The following is an 18,021-nucleotide window of genomic DNA, read 5'->3' on the forward strand; positions in this document are numbered from 1 at the left end:
GTCACGTCGTCCACCGGGTGCTCCTCCGATCGGAGAGCCGGCGGCGGGTGTCGTGCACGGCGTAGAGGATCCGGCTGAGCGCCGTGAAGGCGGCGGGGACGTGCTTGAGCACCAGCCCCAGGACGAGCAGCCGCGGCGACCGCGCGGAGCGGAGCACGCGGACGTCGCGCAGCGCCTCGGACCCGAGCCGGACGCCGGTCTCGACGAGCGCCGGGTCGGAGTTCTGGCGGATCGGGGTGAGCGCGACGGGGACGGCGTAGAACCAGGTCGTGAACCAGTCCGACAGCGGGCGCGGCACCTCCTCGAACGTACGGGCGAGCGCCGCGCGCATCTCCTCGGCACAGACCAGGAGGTTCCGGAGGTCCGGGTCGCGCCGACGGGTGATCGAGGACGCCGTGTGGATGTAGGAGTAGAGGATCTCCGGCACGAAGAGCACCCGTTCCGACGCCTGGACCGCCCGCAGCACACCGACGAAGTCGGACTGGGAGCTCAAGCGCGGGAAGAGCTCCTCCTGCAGGACGGCGCGGCGGAAGAGCTTGTTCCAGAGGAAGCCGTGCAGGCGCCCGGACGCCATCCGCTCGAGAGCGAGTTCGGACGAGACCAGTTCGCGCCGGTCGAGCCCGTCGATCACGCGTCCGGAGGTCGACTGCCGGGTGCGGTAGAGCGCCCGGCAGACGACGACGTCGGCCGCCGTCCGCTCGGCCTCGGCGGTGAGGGTCCGGAGGATCTCCGTGTCCCATTCGTCGTCGACGTCCACGAACCAGACGAACTCGGAGTCGATGCCGTCGAGGGCGCGGTTCCGGGCGGCAGCGACGCCGCCGTTCTGCTCGAGGAGCAGGACCCGGGCGTCCTCGCGTCCCTCGGCCCACTTCTCGAGCACCTCCGCCGTGCCGTCCGAGGACGCGTCGTCGACGAGGACGACCCGCATCCCCGGTCCGAGAGTGAGTGCGAGCCGCGCGAGGAAGCCGTCGAGCCGGGCGATCGCGTTGTAGCAGGGAGCCACGACGGTCACCGAGTGCACGCCCCCGCTCACCGTCGGCCCCCGAGCTCGCGGTAGGCGGCGACGACGGGTCCGAAGACGGCGTCGGGCGAGGCGGCCTCGTCCACCCACGCCTTCGCGCGGTCAGCCTGCATCAGGAGCCCCTCGGGTCGCTCCAGAGCGGCGGCGAGGAGCTCGGCGATCCGCTCCCCGTCGGCGTCGGCGAGGAGCAGGAGGCCCCGGCCGTCGGCGAGCAGCTCGCCCACACCGCCGACGTCGGTCGCCACGACCGGGCGACGGCGGGCCATCGCCTCCAGCATCACGAGCGGAGTCCCCTCCCACCGCGAGGTGGACAGGAGGAGGTGCGCCGCGTCCAGCGCTCCGGTCACGTCCGCCGACGGACCGGCGAAGTCGACCACTCCGGCTCCCCGGGCTCGCTCGCGCAGCACCGGCAGCATCGGACCGTCGCCGAGCCAGGTGCCGGTGACGGGGCGGACCCGGGCGAGGGCCTCGACGACCGCGAGGAAGCGGACCGGGTCCTTCTGCTCCGCGAGCCGCCCGATGCCGAGGACGCGGACGACCGGCTCGGCGAGTTCCGGCGCGCTCGCGGGCTCCGCGGTGACGTTCGCCGGGGCGTTGCCGGTGACCACGACGCGCTCCTGCGGGCGGCCGTAGCCCTCGACGACCATCCGCCCCACGGAGGCGGAGACGGCGAACACCCGCCGGGAGCGGAAGGAGAGCGCTCGCCTGTCGATCCCGGGCAGCTCGGTGTGCGCATGCTCGACCACGGGGACACCGAGCGCGGCGCCGACGAGGAGGGCCAGCAGAGCCTCGCGGCGCTGGTGGGCGTGCAGGACGTGCGGGCGGAACCGGCGGACGGCGAGTGCGAGCTCGCGCAGATCGGCCGCGAAGCCCTGTCCGGGTCTCGGCACCACGAAGACGGGCGACTCCTGCGCGGCGCGGTCGCTGAGCGGCCCGGGACGCCCCCAGTAGGCGGTCTCGCAGCCGTGCTCGCGGCTCCACGCACCCAGGGAGAGGGCCACACGCTGCGCGCCCCCGTCCTCGAAGGAGTCGAGGACGTGCAGGATCCGCAGGGAACGGGAACGGGCTGCCCTCATGAGAGCGCCCCGTCGGGAACCGCGCCCGGGAAGCGGACGTCGAGTTCGGCCAGGACGGCGTCGACGTCGCGGCCCATCGTCCCGGGGTCGACGTCGTAGTGATCGGCGAGGAGGTCGACGACCTCGTCCCGGGGCCGGCGCTGCCTGATCACGGCCTCGAAGACCGAGGCGGCGCTCAGCGAGAGCACGATCGGGGGCACCGACGGGCGGGACAGGTCGAGCACGTAGACCTGACCGTCCGTGCGCTCGACGGCGAAGCGCTGGGCCGGCGGCGCGCTGCCCCCCTGCGCCTCCGCGGAGGCCTCCACCGGATGCACGGCGCTCGCCGCGGGGTCGGACGAGGCCGGGAGGTCGCTCGCCGGCGCCGTGGCCTCCGCGATCGCCTCGAACGAGGACGCCGGGCCCTGCTCCTCGCTGCGGCCGCTCAGCGCCACCCGGGCGAAACCGGTGAGGGCGGAGGGGAGGCCTCGGAGCGCCCGCAGGGTCCGCTCCCCCCTGAGCCGGAGCCGACGCCGGACCGTCGTCGCCTCGGGATGGCTCGCCTCGAGATCCGCGCGGGTGGGGAAGGCGGCTCTCAGCAGCAGGCCCCCCTTCAGGCGCCAGGGAGCGGACGCCACGGCGTGCAGCCAGTTGAAGGTGTGCCGGTCGGAGCTTCGGCGCACGTCCCAGAGAGTCTGGGCGTGCCGGTAGCGCTCCTCGGGCGCGGAGGGGACTCCCCAGGAGGTGAGGAGCTCCGTCATCGGCGTCTGCGCGCCGAGCTCGACGGCCGCGTCGCGGATCGCCTCGCGCTCCTCGCTCGGAAGGCCGGCGCCGTGCGCCTTCAGAACCGCCAGCGCCGTGGTCGCCGAAGCGGAGCGCGCGCTGCGCAGCTGATGCAGGGCGTGCAGCACGAGGTGGTGCGCGCGTCCGGGGATCCGCAGGGTCTCGTCGCTCAGCGGCAGATCCTCGGCGGCCGCCCAGAGGCGGTCGAAGACGATCCGCTCCTCGTCGAAGGCACCCGGGAAGGAGCGGTGGACGTCGACGTCGCACGGCCACGAGGGGTGGACGAGCGTGATCGAGTGGTCGACGAAGAGCGTCCAGCTGAGAGCCTCGGCGCGGCGGCGCCAGCCCATCGAGGCGAGCAGCCCGAGAGCCTCGTCGAAGCGCTCGGGGTCGACCCAGAGGTCGACGTCGGCCGACGTCATCGGCGCGCGGATCCCCTGGCGGTGCAGACCCTCGCCCTTCACCACGAGGCTGCGGACGCCGTGCGTCCGCAGGGTGTACTGCACCAGCACGGCGGCCAGGCGCAGGGCGACGGCGTTCGGCAGCATCGCGTCGGCGGAGGCGCCGACAGCCGGGACCGGTTCAGGCGACACGGACGCGTCCCTCCGCGAGGGCGAGGATCTCCTCGGCCGCGACGGACCACGGGCGCTCCCGCGCGAGCTCGGCGGCTCCCCGGGAGAGAGCCGTCCACTCGCGCCGGAGCCGATGGAGGGCGTCCTCGTACTCCTCGCGCGTCGCGTCGTCGGAGAGGACCACGCCCGCCCCCGCCGCGCAGAGATCGGCCAGGACGCTCGACTCGATCGCGAGGACCGGCAGCCCGCTCGCCAGCGCGTCGAGTCCGGCGGCCGCGCCGGTCGTCGACGGCGTCAGGTGGGCGTACACGTGGGAGTGGCGGAGCACCTCGACGACGCCGTCGCGGTCCTGCTCGCCGACGGAGCGCAGCCCCGACGCGAGGTCGTCGGCGATGCCGCCGCCGTCGTCGATCACGGTGACGTACTCGGTGCCGTCCAGCCGGGCGAGGAGATCGAGCCGCTCGGCGCCCCGGTCGAGACCGAATGCTCCCACGGCGGCGAAGCGGAGGGGCCCGTCGGGGGCGGACGGTGTCGGGAACGACGCGTCCGGCAGGCCCAGGGGCACGACCGTTCCCGCGAGGGCGGACGCGAGCCGCTCCGTCGGGGTGACGACGACAGCACCGCGGCGCTCCTCCTCGAACCGGAGGCGCGGGAGCGCCGGGAGGTCGTCGGCCAGGAGGACGGTCGTCGGAGCGAGCCCGGCGAGCTCCACGGCCGTCCCCGGGAGAGCCACCACGAGGTCGGGCCGCTCCGGGGCGAGCAGTCGGCGGGCCCGGCGCGTGACGACGGCGAGCCCGACGGACCCGGCGCCCCTCCGGCCGGCGGGCTCGAGGAAGCGGGCGAGCACGCTGGTGCGGAGCTCCGCCCCGCTGAACCCCTCCGGGTCACCGGTCACCACGACCACGCGGTGTCCCTGGCGGCGCCAGGCGCGCTCGAGCGGAGCCGCGTGCCAGGCATCGAGGGCGACGATCCCGATGGTCAGCACGGGCGGACTCCCCCCGTCAGGGGGAATCGGCGGCAGGGACCGGGAGACGTAAGGAGCGCGGAGTCCCGCTGGTCGATGACCTCGTGCACAGGGCGGTACCTCTCTCCGTCGCGGCAGGCGGAGCCGCGGACGTCGGAGAAGTTATCCCCGTGCCCGGCGGCCTCCGAGTGGGAGGCGCGATACGGACGCGGAGGCGGCGTGCGCGCCGCTCACGGAGTCGGATCGCGTCGGCAGCGGTCGCTCGACCGTCAGTCCCCGCCACGGGTTCCGCGCCCGCTGCACCGGCATGCGGAGGCACCGAGGCGCCGCCGATAGAGTCGGCTCCGTGACCCTCTCCCCGCAGATCTTCACGCTCCCCTCGGCGGTGCAGCGGACCCCCGCCGCCGCTCCTCACCCGGGGCTGCTCCGATGAGGGGCATCGTCCTCGCGGGTGGTTCGGGGTCGCGGTTGTGGCCGATCACCAAGGGCATCTCGAAGCAGCTGATGCCGATCTACGACAAGCCGATGATCTACTACCCGCTGTCGACGCTGATGATGGCCGGGATCGACGAGGTCCTCGTGATCACGACCCCCGAGTACAACGACCAGTTCCGCGCCCTGCTGGGCGACGGGTCGAGCCTGGGCATGCGGATCGAGTACGCCGTGCAGCCCTCCCCCGACGGGCTCGCGCAGGCGTTCCTGATCGGCGAGGAGTTCATCGGCGACGAGTCGGTCGCCCTGGTCCTGGGTGACAACATCTTCCACGGCACCGCCCTGGGCACCGCCCTCGCGGCGAACACCACGATCGAGGGCGCCGTCATCTTCGCCTACCAGGTCGCCGACCCGCGCGCCTACGGAGTCGTCGAGTTCGACGAGCACTTCCGAGCCGTCTCCATCGAGGAGAAGCCCGAGCAGCCGCGGAGCAACTACGCCGTGCCCGGCCTCTACTTCTACGACAACGACGTCGTGGCGATCGCGAAGACGATCACGCCCTCGGCCCGCGGCGAGCTCGAGATCTCGACGATCAACGAGCGCTACCTCGAGGCGGGGCGGCTGAACGTCCAGGTGCTCGATCGGGGAACGGCCTGGCTCGACACCGGGACCTTCGATTCCATGATCGAGGCGACCGAGTTCGTGCGCGTGATCGAGCAGAGGCAGGGATTCAAGATCGGCTGCATCGAGGAGATCGCCTGGCGCAACTCCTGGATCGACGACACCCGCCTCGCCGAGCTCGCCGCACCGCTGGTCAAGAGCGGCTACGGCGCCTACCTCCACCGCCTGCTCAGCCTCGAAGGCGTGAACGCGGGCCGCTGAGCCCGGCCTCCCCCGACCTTCCCGACCTCCAGGAGAACCCGTGCGGATCCTCGTCACCGGCGGTGCCGGCTTCATCGGCAGCAACTTCGTCCACCTGACCCTGCGCGAGCGTCCCGACGCGCGGATCACCGTGCTCGACAAGCTCACCTATGCGGGCAGCCGCGACTCCCTCGCCCCCGTCGCCGACCGCGTGCGGCTGGTCGAGGGCGACGTCGCAGACTCCGAGCTGGTGGACCGGCTGGTCGCCGATGCGGATCTGGTGGTCCACTTCGCCGCGGAGTCGCACAACGACAACTCGCTGCACGACCCGACGCCCTTCCTCGCGACGAACGTCATCGGCACCTTCGCGCTCCTGCAGGCGGTGCGCGCGCACGACGTGCGGTACCACCACATCTCGACGGACGAGGTGTACGGCGACCTCGAGCTCGAGGACCCCGCGCGCTTCACCGAGCACACCCCCTACAACCCCTCCAGCCCCTACTCCTCGACCAAGGCCGCCAGCGACCTCCTCGTGCGCGCCTGGGTGCGCTCCTTCGGCGTGCGCGCCACGATCTCCAACTGCTCCAACAACTACGGCCCCTACCAGCACGTCGAGAAGTTCATCCCCCGCCAGATCACCAACGCCATCGACGGCATCCGCCCCAAGCTCTACGGCACCGGCGCCAACGTCCGCGACTGGATCCACGTCGACGACCACAACACCGGCGTCTGGGCCATCATCGACCGCGGCGAGATCGGCGAGACCTACCTCATCGGCGCCGACGGCGAGAAGAGCAACCTCGACGTCGTCACCCGCATCCTCACCGCCTTCGGACAACCCGAGGACGCCTTCGACCACGTCACCGACCGCGCCGGACACGACCTCCGCTACGCCATCGACTCCACCCGCCTGCGCACCGAACTCGACTGGCGCCCCCGCTACACCGACTTCGACGCCGGACTCGCCGCCACCATCGACTGGTACCGCGCCAACGAGGACTGGTGGCGCCCCGCGAAGGCCGCCACCGAGGAGAAGTACTCCGCTCAGGAATGAGAGAGGAGAAGCACTCCCCACAGAAGCAGGAATGAGACGCGGAGAGGCAGAGCAACCGTCGGTGACTCATTCTCCTTCTCCAGCTACCCTCTCCGGGGGACGCTCCAGAGGCCGAAAAAGGGCCTGACGGGGCCTCCTGTGATTTCGGCGAAACGTGACCTTGCTACGGTTACGCCCGTGCTCATCTCCTCTCCTCCGGCCGCCGCCGCCGGCGGGACCTGCTCCGCTCAGGAACCGCTCCGTGCGTCCGCCGCTCCTGTGTCGAGAGGGCTTCATCTGTGAGGGGCATCATCCTCGCGGGTGGTTCGGGGTCGCGGTTGTGGCCGATCACCAAGGGCATCTCGAAGCAGTTGATGCCGATCTACGACAAGCCGATGATCTACTACCCGCTGTCGACGCTGATGATGGCCGGGATCGACGAGGTCCTCGTGATCACGACCCCCGAGTACAACGACCAGTTCCGCGCACTGCTGGGCGACGGGTCGAGCCTGGGCATGCGGATCGAGTACGCCGTGCAGCCCTCCCCCGACGGGCTCGCGCAGGCGTTCCTGATCGGCGAGGAGTTCATCGGCGACGAGTCCGTCGCCCTGGTCCTGGGCGACAACATCTTCCACGGCACCGCCCTGGGCACCGCCCTCGCGGCGAACACCACGATCGAGGGCGCCGTCATCTTCGCCTACCAGGTCGCCGACCCGCGCGCCTACGGAGTCGTCGAGTTCGACGAGCACTTCCGAGCCGTCTCCATCGAGGAGAAGCCCTCTTCTCCGAAGAGCACCTTCGCTGTTCCCGGCCTCTACTTCTACGACAACTCCGTAATCGGGATAGCCAAGAGCATCAAGCCGTCCGCGCGCGGCGAACTGGAGATATCGACGGTCAACGAGCGGTATCTCGAGGCCGGTGCTCTCACTGTCCAGGTGCTCGATCGGGGAACGGCCTGGCTCGACACCGGGACCTTCGATTCCATGATCGAGGCGACGGAGTTCGTGCGCGTGATCGAGCAGAGGCAGGGGTTCAAGATCGGCTGCATCGAGGAGATCGCCTGGCGCAACTCCTGGATCGACGACACCCGCCTCGCCGAGCTCGCCGCACCGCTGGTCAAGAGCGGATACGGCGCCTACCTCCAGCAGCTGCCCGCTCTCGCGCGGGGATCATCCTCCGTCTGAGCGCCCACCGGAGTCCGCCCGTGTCGTCGACCGCGACCCGGGCGTCCGACGCCTTTCGTCCCTTCCTCGAACCAGTAGGAGCACTCGTGCGGATCCTCGTCACCGGCGGTGCCGGCTTCATCGGCAGCAACTTCGTCCACCTCACCCTGCGCGAGCGCCCCGACGTCCGGATCACCGTGCTCGACAAGCTCACCTACGCCGGCGACCTCCGCTCGGTGGCGCCGGTGTCGGACCGGATCACCTTCGTCGAGGGCGACGTCGCCGACGCCCCGCTCGTCGACCGGCTGGTCCGGGAGTCGGACCTGGTGGTGCACTTCGCCGCGGAGTCGCACAATGACAACTCGCTGGAGGATCCGGCGCCGTTTCTGGCGACGAACATCCTCGGGACCGCCGCCCTGCTCGAGGCGGTGCGCGCGCACGACGTGCGGTACCACCACATCTCGACGGACGAGGTGTACGGCGACCTCGAGCTCGAGGACCCCGCGCGCTTCACCGAGCACACCCCCTACAACCCCTCCAGCCCTTACTCCTCGACCAAAGCCGCCAGCGACCTCCTCGTGCGCGCCTGGGTGCGCTCCTTCGGCGTGCGCGCCACGATCTCCAACTGCTCCAACAACTACGGCCCCTACCAGCACGTCGAGAAGTTCATCCCCCGCCAGATCACCAACGCCATCGACGGCATCCGCCCCAAGCTCTACGGCACCGGCGCCAACGTCCGCGACTGGATCCACGTCGACGACCACAACACCGGCGTCTGGGCCATCATCGACCGCGGCGAGATCGGCGAGACCTACCTCATCGGCGCCGACGGCGAGAAGAGCAACCTCGACGTCGTCACCCGCATCCTCACCGCCTTCGGACAACCCGAGGACGCCTTCGACCACGTCACCGACCGCGCCGGACACGACCTCCGCTACGCCATCGACTCCACCCGCCTGCGCACCGAACTCGACTGGCGCCCCCGCTACACCGACTTCGACGCCGGACTCGCCGCCACCATCGACTGGTACCGCGCCAACGAGGACTGGTGGCGCCCCGCAAAGGCCGCCACCGAGGAGAAGTACGCGGTGCGGACAGCGTGACCGGACCGTACTCGAGGTCGGCCGCTGCGCGGAACCGGGGACCAGTGGCCTCGGCCGGATCGCCCTGCCTCCGTCACCGGAATCCGCGCGCCGCCGGACTCCGGGGGACGGGGCGTGCCGCATGCTGATCGTCGCCGCCGCCCTCGCTCTGCTGTTCCTTGTCGTCACATTCCCGCGGCGCGCCGTCGGTCTCCGCGGCTACGCCGTCGGCCTCTCGATCTTCGTCCTCGGCCTCGGCGCGAGCACCTCCGCTCCGGACGCCGTCCGCTACGCCTCGACGGGCGTCGCCGCGGTGTTCCTCATCCTGGCCTGGGCGTTCGGCGAGCGGACGCGGCCGAGGAAACGCACGCGGCTCCTCCTGCTCGCCTGGTTCGTGTGGACGACCGGGGTGAGCCTCCTGATCTCCTCGAGCTCCCCGGCGACCGTCCTCGCCCTCATCGCGGTGCCGCTGCTGCTGTTCCCAGTCGTGTCCCGCCTCGGCGAGCAGGACCTGGTGCCGCTGCTGCGCTGGACGGCGCTCACCGTCCTCGTGCAGGTCGCCGTCGGCATCGCCGAGCTCACCGTCCTGCCCGAGCCGGTCTGGGGCTACCGCAACCTCACCACGGCGGGTCTTCCCGTCATCCGGTACAACCCGTTCCTCCCCGGCCTGATCCGGATCCAGGGCACGACCGGCCACCCGATCATCTTCTCGCTCATCGTGATGTTCGGCTTCTTCCTGATCCTCGCTCTCGGGTCGAAGCTGTCCCGAACGGTCCGGCTCGTCTCGCTCGGTGCGGCGGTCGCCGGCCTCGTCCTCTCGGGGACGCGCAGTGCATTCGTCGCAGCGGCCATCGGCTTCGTCGTCTACCTCTTCTTCGCTCCCAACACCCGGACGCGGGTGAAGAACGTCCTGATCGTCATGGGAGCGGGAGTCGCGATCTTCCTCGGCGACTTCGGGCTCTCGGCCGTCGCGACTCAGGCGGCCACCTCGGACTCCTTCGGCCACCGCCTCGAAGGATGGGCGAGCGCGGATCAGCTCCTGCACCGCGGCTCTCCCACCGGAGCGATCGGCAGCGGCTTCTTCTCGGAGCTGAGCATCTTCGCGCAGGGCCTGCTGCAGCAGGACGGCTTCCTGGTCATCGACAACCACTTCATCTGGACGCTCGCGATCAGCGGTGGCATCGGGCTCGCCCTCATGGTGCTGGCGATGGGGGGCGCGTGGATCGGCTCCGACCGCCTCGGCCGGGCCCAGGTCGCCGTGATGCTCGCGATGGCCTTCTCCTTCGACCTGATGACGTGGGTCGTCTCAGTGAGCGTCTTCGTGATCTCGCTGACGCTGCCGCCGGACCTGATCGCGCTCGCCCGCCCGGCTCCGCCCCGCGAAGCGGAACCGCCTCCGACGCGGCGGGGGACGCCGAGTCCTCAGCGCGGAGGGGACCGCACCCGCGTGAGGACCTTCCCCCGCTCCTCGCGGTGACAGCACGCTCCCCCTTGCCCGACCAGACCGCACCAGACCAGCCGATCGGAGCTCACATGCCTGAGATCATCGACACCGAGACCTTCGTCATCGGCGATTCGACGAAGACGAACTCCCTGGGCCGTGCGCTGAGCATGGCGCTCACCGCGGCTGAGCTCGGACGCGTGCGGGTTCTCGCCTTCGAGGACGGGGAGCTCTGGGCCGGAGCGGGACAGTTCCCTGCGGAGGTCGTTCCTTTCGGTCGGAGGGATCTGGCGCGCATCGAGCGGGACGTCCGCGCGTCAGCGTCGGAGCGGAGGACCATCGTCTGGTTCTCGAAGGGGACGGACCCCCTGCCGCGTCTGGCTCGGCGCCTCTCCCGCATCCCGAACACCGTCGTGGTCGCGGATTTCGACGACGACGACGTCTCGATCATGGAGGCCTTCCGATCCGAGTCCCTCCTCAACCGGGCGAAGGCGAATCCGCTGCGCCGGAAGGCTCCGTCCCGGCTCCGCCGGAGCCAGGCCAGGATCGCGCGCGACGCCGGCCTCGTCACCTTCTCGAGCGCGGGACTCCGCGGGGTGTACGCCGAGCGCTTCGATCTCGGTGACGCGTCCGCGGTCATCCCCCACACCCGGGTGTCGACGACGCGTGATCGGCCGCGCGGGCCCTCCACCGACGGCCGTCTGACTCTGGGCTTCATCGGGACCGTCCGCAGCTACAAGGGCGCGGACACTCTGAACGCCCTGCTGCGGGCCGATCCGGACGTCGGCATCGTCACCTTCGCCCAGTCATGGACGCCGCCCTCCGATGTGGCGGCGCAGTGGGTCATGCGGCCTCCAACGACACCGCTGTCCGAGATCTACGCGGACGTGGACGTGCTCGTCCTCCCCATGGACATCCGCAGCCCGGCAGCGCTCTACCAGCTCCCCGCGAAGCTCGTGGACGCGGCCGTGTTCGGGACTGCCGTGGCGGCGACGCCGACCCCGCCGATCGAGGAGTTCGCGGCCGGAGCCTTCCTGCCGGTCACCGACTGGTCGGATCCCGTCGGCGTCCTCGCAGCGATCAGAACCGCCGACAAGGAGCAGCTGGGAGCAGCGCTCCAGGCGAGGTTCACCACTCTTCTCTCCCCCGAAGCAACAGCCGACACTCTCGACACCGCTGTCCAGAAGGCACTGATCAGAAAGAGCACCCACCGTGCATGAACGACCGGCAGCCGTCCAGGTCCCCCTTCTCTCCGTGAAGGTCACTCCGATGACCGCTGCGGGAGTCGCCGACCTCGTGTCGAGCGAGCCCTCCGGGCCGACGCTGATCCTCAACCACAATCTGCACAGCAGCTACCTCCACCTCAAGCACGCCTGGTTCCGCAGGTTCTACGAGCGCAGCGACATCGCGGTGATCGACGGGTGGCCCGTCCTGGCCCTGGCCTCCCTGAAGCGCCGGGTCACGACCGAGGAGCGCATCGGGTCGACCGATTGGATCCACGCGCTCTGGTCCGACACGCGCTCGCCCGGCCGCCGGGTCTTCATCCTCGGCGGCACCGAGGAGATCAACGCCGCGGCCGTCAGCGCCTGGAGCAGGGCGCGTGCCGTCGACGACGTCGCCGGGATGTCCGGGTACTTCGCACGGGAGGACGAGGAGTCGGTGGTCGACGCGATCCGCAGCCACGCGCCGACCCTCCTCATCGTCGGCCTCGGGATGCCGAAGCAGGAGCGATTCCTGGACGAGCACTGGGACGACCTCCCCGACGCGTACATCGCCACCGTGGGCGGGGCCGTCGACTACATCGCAGGCGCTGTCGAGCTGAGTCCGCGCTGGCTCGGCTCGGTCGGCCTGGAGTGGGCGTGGAGGTTCCTGCACGATCCGCGGCGCCTCTGCACCCGGTACTTCGTGGAGCCGTTCGCGCTGGCCGGACTGATCCTCCGCAACACGCTCCGCGGAGCGGGGACCCGATGAGCCTCACCACCCGCGACGTGACCACCGTCGTCCCGACCCTCGGCAGGCCTGCGCTCGCCCGCGCTCTGCAGTCGGTGCGCGGACAGACGGGCGCTGGAGGCCGGACGGTCGTCGTCCTCGACGACCCCTCCCGCGAGAACCACGTACGGAGTCTTCTCGAGGACGAGGTCCTCCTGGTGACGGCGGGCAGAACCGGCGGGGCGAACGCCCGCAGCACCGGAGCCCGAGCGGCCGAGACCTCGTACGTCGCGTTCCTCGACGACGACGACTGGTGGGAGCCGGAGAAGCTCGCTCGCCAGGTGAAGGCGCTCTCCGAGTCCTCGGCCGATCTCTGCTACACCGCCACCTACTTCCACGAGTCGGGCGACGGCGTGCGCCGACTGCCGACGCGCGAGCTCGCGGCGGGTCAGTCCGTCGCGTCCTATCTCGTCGCCCGTCCGAGCCTCAAGCACGGCACGGGGTACATCCAGACGAGCTCCCTGCTCGCGAGCAGGCGCCTCCTGGACGAGCACCCGTGGGACCCCTCGATGAAGAAGCATCAGGACTGGGACCTCGTCGCGCGGTGGGCTGCGGCCGACGCGCGGATGACCTACGTCCCCCTCGCTCTCGTGCACGTCCAGCAGGGTTCCGCCGCCTCGATCTCGAAGACGGCGGACTGGCGCGCGAGTGCCGCCTGGCTCGCCCGCCACGGCGACGCCCTGGACTCCCGCGCCTACGGAGACTTCGTCGCCACGCAGATGCTGCGGGGCGCCCTCAGCGCCCGCGATCCGCGCGGAGTCGCCGCCTCGGTCGCGGAGCTGTCCCGCCGCCGACCCCACGTCGCCGCGATGATCGTGGGTCTCCACGGTCTCGTGGAGAAGTAGATGCGGGGAGCCGCTCCGAACGGTCCGCGGCGCTCGAAGCCGATCCTGCGCCTCCTCGGTTTCGTCCTGATCCCTCTGATCAGCGCCCTGAGCCCGCTGATCGTCATCCCCTCCATCACCAGCTCCTTCGGAGCGACGGCGTGGGCGTCCGTCGCCGTCGCCCAGTCCATCGGGTCCGCCGCAGCGGTCGTCGTCGAACTCGGCTGGGGCCTGAACGGCCCCCAGCGGATCGCCCGGATGGGGCGGCGGGCTCGATCGCAGACCTATGCTCTGGCCACGGCGACGAAAGTCCTCGTCTTCCTGCCGCTGGTCGTCCCCGTGGTGATCGTCACCGGCCTGCTCGCGCCGGCGGATCCGGTCGCGGCCGCGTGGATCGCCGTCGCAATCGCTCTGAGCACGCTGTCGCCGGCGTGGTTCTTCATCGGCGCAGGCCAGCCGCGGAACATCCTGCTTTTCGACGCTCTGCCCAGACTGGCCGCCAACGGGCTCACCGTGCTCCTGATCAGTGCCGCGGGAGCGCCGCTGGCGGTCTACCCGCTGCTACTCGCCGTCGGTACGATCGTGCCTCCGGTCCTCGGCTGGTCCGCTGCAGGGAGCCGACTCGGGTTCCTGCGCTCTCTGGGCCCGCGCCGGATCCTCCGTGCCGTCCGCGCGCAGAACGTCGCCCTCCAGGGACGACTGGCCAGCGCGGCCTACATCGCCCTGCCGGTGGCGATCGTCGGAGCGGCCTCGCCGGGAGCTCTCGTCGTCTTCTCCGCCGCGGAGCGGCTCCAGCGCCTGGTGCTGGCGCTGCTCGCCGCCTTTCCCAACGCGCTGCAGGCATGGGTCGGGGCGCCCGGATCCGATACCGACCGCTTCCGCCGCATCGCGCGCGCCGTCGGCGCCAACGCCGTCCTCGGGCTCGTCGCCGGAACCGGCTTCGCCTTCTTCGGGGGCTTCGCGTCGCAGATCCTGTTCAGCGGCGAGATCACCCTCCCGCTCCCCATCACCGCTCTCTGCGGAGGGGTCATCGCCATCACCTGCGTGTCGCGGGCTACCGGCGGTCTCGGCCTGGTCGCTCTCCGTCGCCTGAAGGCGCTGCGCAACAGCGCGCTCGTCGGAGCGGCGACGGGGCCGGTGCTCATCTGGCTGCTGTCCCGGACGTTCGGCGCGCCCGGGGGTCTGGCCGCCGAGGTCGTCACCGAGCTCACCGTCCTCATCGTCCAGATCGTCTTCCTGCTCCGCGCTCGGAAGCGCTGAGCCCGCACCCCGGAGCGGACGATCCGCGTCTCCTCCTACCCTTTCGAGGGTCACCGGCCTCGAGGCTTCGTCAGTCCGGCCCGATCGCTCCTCACCGTGGATACCGTCGCAAGCGCACCGCATCGGCAATCCCGGGAGGACGCGCCATCATGCTCGACGCCCCTGAAGCGACTCCCCTGCACGACCGCTCTCACCGACGGCCGAACCGGTCCTCCTCCTCGCGCCGGCGGTTCCTCCGCTTCGGCAAGGCGCTCGCGGTGTCCTCCGTCATCGCTCTTCTGGCCGTTCTCGGCGCGGTGTCACCGGCCGGCAGCGCAGCCGCCGCGGGCAGCGGCCCCACGGCCGCCGACGTCACGACGGCGCACCCGAGGCTCGAGCTCGACCAGCAGTCGGTCGTCGATCTGCGAGCGTCGGTGTCGTCCGATCCCGCCGTCACCGCCGTATGGAACCGCGTCCGCGCGGAGGCCGACCGGATGCTCACTGAACCGGTTCTGAAGCGGAGCTCTCCGGACGGCATCCGCATCCTGGAGACGTCGCAGACCCTCGTCCAGCGCGCCCGGACTCTGGGCATCAGCTATTTGGTGACCGGGTCCCCCGCCTACGCGGACCGGCTCTGGCTCGATCTCGACGCGGCATCGAAGTTCGCCGATTGGAATCCGGATCACTTCCTCGACACCGCCGAGATGACGCAGGGGATGGCCATCGGCTACGACTGGCTCTACGCCCGCTGGACACCCTCCCAGCGGAGCACACTGAGCTCCGCCATCCAACGGCTCGGCCTCCAGCCGTCCGTGCCCGTCTACTCCGCGCCGGCGAACACCTCCGGCCCCTATGCGTACGGCGGCAATTGGGCCGTCGTCACCAACAACTGGAACATCGTGGCGAACGGAGGGATGATCGCCGGTGCAGTCGCGACGGCGCAGGACAATGCGGGCCTCTCCGATCGGATCCTCGGCTACGCGACCCCCAGTCTCCGCCGGGGCCTCGCGCAGTTCGGGCCCGACGGCGGGTACGCCGAGGGGCCGACGTACTGGGAGTACGCGACGCGGTATCTCGCCTCTGCGTTGAGCACACTCGATGTCGCAACCGGGACGGACTGGGGCCTGGCAGCCTCGCCCGGCGTCAGCACGACGGGCTACTTCCCCGTGCAGATGCTCGGGGCGTCGAAGGAGATGTACGACTTCGGCGACAGCGACTCGACGCAGCTCAACCCGCCGTCGCAGCTGTACCTGGCGAAGAAGTTCGACAACGCCGACTTCCTCTCCGTCGGCGGCAAGCAGACCGGCAGCGATGCGCAGCGGCTCATCTGGTACCAAGCCGCCACGACCGCCGCGGCCGGCCCCGGGGCGTCGAGGGACTCCTTCTCCGCAGCCGCCGGCGTGAGCACGATGAGATCGTCCTGGGACGCGGACGGCACCTCCGTCGGCTTCCGCTCGGCCAGCAGCCCCACGAGCGGGCACCAGCACCAGGACTCCGGCTCCTTCATCCTCGACGCTCTGGGCGAGAGGTGGTCCTCCGACCTCGGACGGGACGACTACAGCCTCGCCGGCTACTTCGAGGGCGAGTCCCGGTGGACCTACTACCGGAACAGGCAGGAGGCGCACAGCACCCTCCTCGTCGACCCCTTCAGAAGCTCGACCGCCTACGCGACCGGGCGGTCGACGATGGTCCGCTCGGACGCCAACGCCTCCTCGTCGCTGGCGGTCAGCGACCTGTCCGCCCTTCTCCCGGGCGGCACCACCTGGCAGCGGGGCGTGAAGCTCTTCGACGGACGCGACCAGTTCCTCGTGCAGGACGAGGTCGAGCGGTCCGGCCCCGTCGAGGCGCTCTGGTCCATGAACACCGAGGCCCTGATCGACGTCTCGGACGACGGCCGCAGCGCCACCCTCTACCGCGACGGCCAACGGATGCTGGCCCGCATCGTCACCGACGACTCCTTCCGGTTCTCCGTCATGGACGCCGCTCCCCTGGCCACCTCACCGCGACCGGCCGGTCAGAGCTCGAACCTCGCCGACAGGAAGCTGACCATCGCGGCCTCCGGGACCGACAGCGTCCGGATCGCCGTGCAGTTCTCCCCGCTCCACGGCGACGCCCCCGTGGCAGCGGCAGCCCCGGTCGTCGGCCTGTCATCGTGGTCACTGGATGCGGTCGGGACGAGCCGGGCCACCGGCGTGACGGTGGGCGGCACCCCCCTCCCGTCCTTCGCGGGCGACGACGTCGCCTACACAGCAGCAGTCGACCCGACCGGCCCGGTGCCCGTGGTCGCCGCGCAGGCCGCGGCCGGATCGGTCGTCACCTCGACCTCGCCCGCCGCCGTTCCCGGCTGGGCCTCGACCACCATCACAGAGCCCGGCAGGACTCCGACCACCTACCGCGTCCTCCTCACACCGGGGCCGATCCGGATCGAGAGCGCGGTCGCCTCCCGGACGACGGCGGGGTCACCGGAGGTGACTTTCGACGGGACCGAGGGAGCGTACTGGTCCACGTGGGGCGACAACTCGATCACGTGGCAGCTCGCGCGCGCCACGGCGGTCGAGCGCCTCGACCTCTCCTGGGTCGCCAACTCCAGTCGACTGTCGAAGTTCGATCTCCTCAGCTCCCCCGACGGCCGGACGTGGACCGCTCGTACCTCCGGGTCCTACCTCGGGACCGGCGGATGGGCCTCCGTCGCTGCGGCGATGCCCTCCGATACCCGGTTCGTCCGCCTGGTCGGTCACGGGGACGGCACGAAGGACGTCTGGACGGCGCTGCGGGAGGTCAGGATCTACAGTTTCACCGAGGACGCGCACGTGCACGTGCCGGACAAGAGCCTCTCGTTCGCGACGGCCGCGATCTCCGCGTCCGAGGTGCAGGCCGGCGCAACGGCCGCGGCCTCGGCGACGGGTACCGGGCCGGACGGGCGGACGCTCCCCGCGTCCTCGGTGAGGCTCACCTGGGGCTCCTCCGATCCCGCCGTCGCCTCGGTCGACCGGTCGGGTTCGGTCACCGGGCGCACCGCGGGGACCGCCATGATCGGCGTGCTCGTCGAATCGGGCGGCGTCATCCGCTCGGCGAGCGTTCCGGTGACGGTGGTCGACAGGACGAAGGTCCGTCTCTACCCGACCGCCGACTCCTACGTCCAGGGCGGAGCATCAGCGGGCACCAACTACGGCGCCATCACCGGAATGCTCGTCAAGACCAGCGCCTCCACCACCACCGACCAGAGCTACACCCGCGTCGGCTACCTCCGCTTCGACCTCAGCGCCCTCCAGGGCCGCACCGTCACCGGCGCCACCCTCACCACCACCGCCGCCATCACCGACAACGGATCCCCCGTCCTCCTCGACTTCCACGACACCCCCACCACCTGGACCGAGAAGGGACTCACCTTCACCAACCGCCCCGCCCTCGGCCCCATCCTCGGCAGCACCCTCGTCGACACCACCAAGACCACCCGCACCACCGACCTCACCGGCCGCGACCGCGCGACGGTGGCGGTGCGCTGAGGCGTCGCGGAGCTCTGGCCTGGCCGCCCGGGCCGTCCGATCTCAGTCGCCGAAGG

14 protein-coding genes are annotated in these 18,021 nt (G+C 71.0%); 10 read left to right on the top strand and 4 right to left on the bottom strand.

The genetic code is table 11. From position 1 onward, the window contains the following. Nucleotide 1: 1 nt before the first annotated feature. From C5C49_RS10045 to C5C49_RS10060, 4 genes are read right to left on the bottom strand one after another with little or no spacing between them, the layout of a single operon-like run. Nucleotides 2–1,021 (bottom strand): glycosyltransferase family 2 protein, encoded by a 1,020-nt coding sequence (locus tag C5C49_RS10045; protein WP_181135750.1) that lies wholly within the window; start codon nucleotides 1,019–1,021, stop codon nucleotides 2–4. Between the two features lie 8 nt (nucleotides 1,022–1,029). Beyond that, entirely contained in the window at nucleotides 1,030–2,097 is a 1,068-nt protein-coding gene (locus C5C49_RS10050) for a glycosyltransferase family 4 protein (protein WP_104346081.1), read from the bottom strand. After that, entirely contained in the window at nucleotides 2,094–3,452 is a 1,359-nt protein-coding gene (locus C5C49_RS10055; RefSeq protein ID WP_104346082.1) for a PqqD family peptide modification chaperone, read from the bottom strand. Before C5C49_RS10055 ends, C5C49_RS10050 begins: the two co-directional genes overlap by 4 nt. Next, nucleotides 3,442–4,416 carry a hypothetical protein gene (locus C5C49_RS10060; RefSeq protein WP_104346083.1) on the bottom strand — a complete coding sequence of 325 codons (975 nt, stop codon included), beginning with the start codon at nucleotides 4,414–4,416 and terminating at the stop codon, nucleotides 3,442–3,444. The genes C5C49_RS10055 and C5C49_RS10060 overlap by 11 nt, the downstream gene beginning before the upstream one ends. Before the next feature lie 408 nt (nucleotides 4,417–4,824). On the opposite strand from C5C49_RS10060, the gene rfbA (C5C49_RS10065) reads away from it, so the two are divergent. From rfbA (C5C49_RS10065) to C5C49_RS10110, 10 genes are all read left to right on the top strand, one after another. Then, complete coding sequence (gene rfbA / locus C5C49_RS10065; protein WP_104232713.1) at nucleotides 4,825–5,709, top strand: glucose-1-phosphate thymidylyltransferase RfbA; 885 nt, start codon at nucleotides 4,825–4,827, stop codon at nucleotides 5,707–5,709. A gap of 40 nt (nucleotides 5,710–5,749) precedes the next feature. Then, a complete protein-coding gene (gene rfbB / locus C5C49_RS10070) occupies nucleotides 5,750–6,742 on the top strand; it encodes a dTDP-glucose 4,6-dehydratase (RefSeq protein WP_104346084.1) in 993 nt (330 codons plus the stop codon). 278 nt (nucleotides 6,743–7,020) lie between these two features. Continuing rightward, nucleotides 7,021–7,905, top strand: coding sequence for a glucose-1-phosphate thymidylyltransferase RfbA (gene rfbA, locus C5C49_RS10075; RefSeq protein WP_104232715.1), 885 nt, complete (start codon nucleotides 7,021–7,023; stop codon nucleotides 7,903–7,905). An 86-nt stretch (nucleotides 7,906–7,991) separates the two neighbouring features. Continuing rightward, nucleotides 7,992–8,987, top strand: coding sequence for a dTDP-glucose 4,6-dehydratase (gene rfbB / locus C5C49_RS10080; protein ID WP_104346085.1), 996 nt, complete (start codon nucleotides 7,992–7,994; stop codon nucleotides 8,985–8,987). A 121-nt stretch (nucleotides 8,988–9,108) separates the two neighbouring features. Then, entirely contained in the window at nucleotides 9,109–10,443 is a 1,335-nt protein-coding gene (locus C5C49_RS10085; RefSeq protein ID WP_104346086.1) for an O-antigen ligase, read from the top strand. Nucleotides 10,444–10,499: 56 nt separating this feature from the next. Further along, nucleotides 10,500–11,627, top strand: a complete 1,128-nt coding sequence (locus tag C5C49_RS10090) for a hypothetical protein (RefSeq protein ID WP_104283968.1) — start codon at nucleotides 10,500–10,502, stop codon at nucleotides 11,625–11,627. After that, nucleotides 11,620–12,378, top strand: a complete 759-nt coding sequence (locus tag C5C49_RS10095) for a WecB/TagA/CpsF family glycosyltransferase (RefSeq protein WP_146078400.1) — start codon at nucleotides 11,620–11,622, stop codon at nucleotides 12,376–12,378. Before C5C49_RS10090 ends, C5C49_RS10095 begins: the two co-directional genes overlap by 8 nt. Next, entirely contained in the window at nucleotides 12,375–13,241 is an 867-nt protein-coding gene (locus tag C5C49_RS10100; protein WP_104346087.1) for a glycosyltransferase family 2 protein, read from the top strand. Before C5C49_RS10095 ends, C5C49_RS10100 begins: the two co-directional genes overlap by 4 nt. After that, on the top strand, nucleotides 13,242–14,480 hold the full coding sequence (locus C5C49_RS10105) for a hypothetical protein (protein ID WP_104255067.1): 1,239 nt from the start codon (nucleotides 13,242–13,244) through the stop codon (nucleotides 14,478–14,480). A gap of 149 nt (nucleotides 14,481–14,629) precedes the next feature. Continuing rightward, entirely contained in the window at nucleotides 14,630–17,965 is a 3,336-nt protein-coding gene (locus C5C49_RS10110; protein ID WP_104346088.1) for a heparinase II/III family protein, read from the top strand. Nucleotides 17,966–18,021 lie beyond the last annotated feature (56 nt).

The organism is Rathayibacter sp. AY1E2 (assembly GCF_002932325.1).
In the GTDB taxonomy this organism is placed as follows: Bacteria; Actinomycetota; Actinomycetes; order Actinomycetales; family Microbacteriaceae; genus Rathayibacter.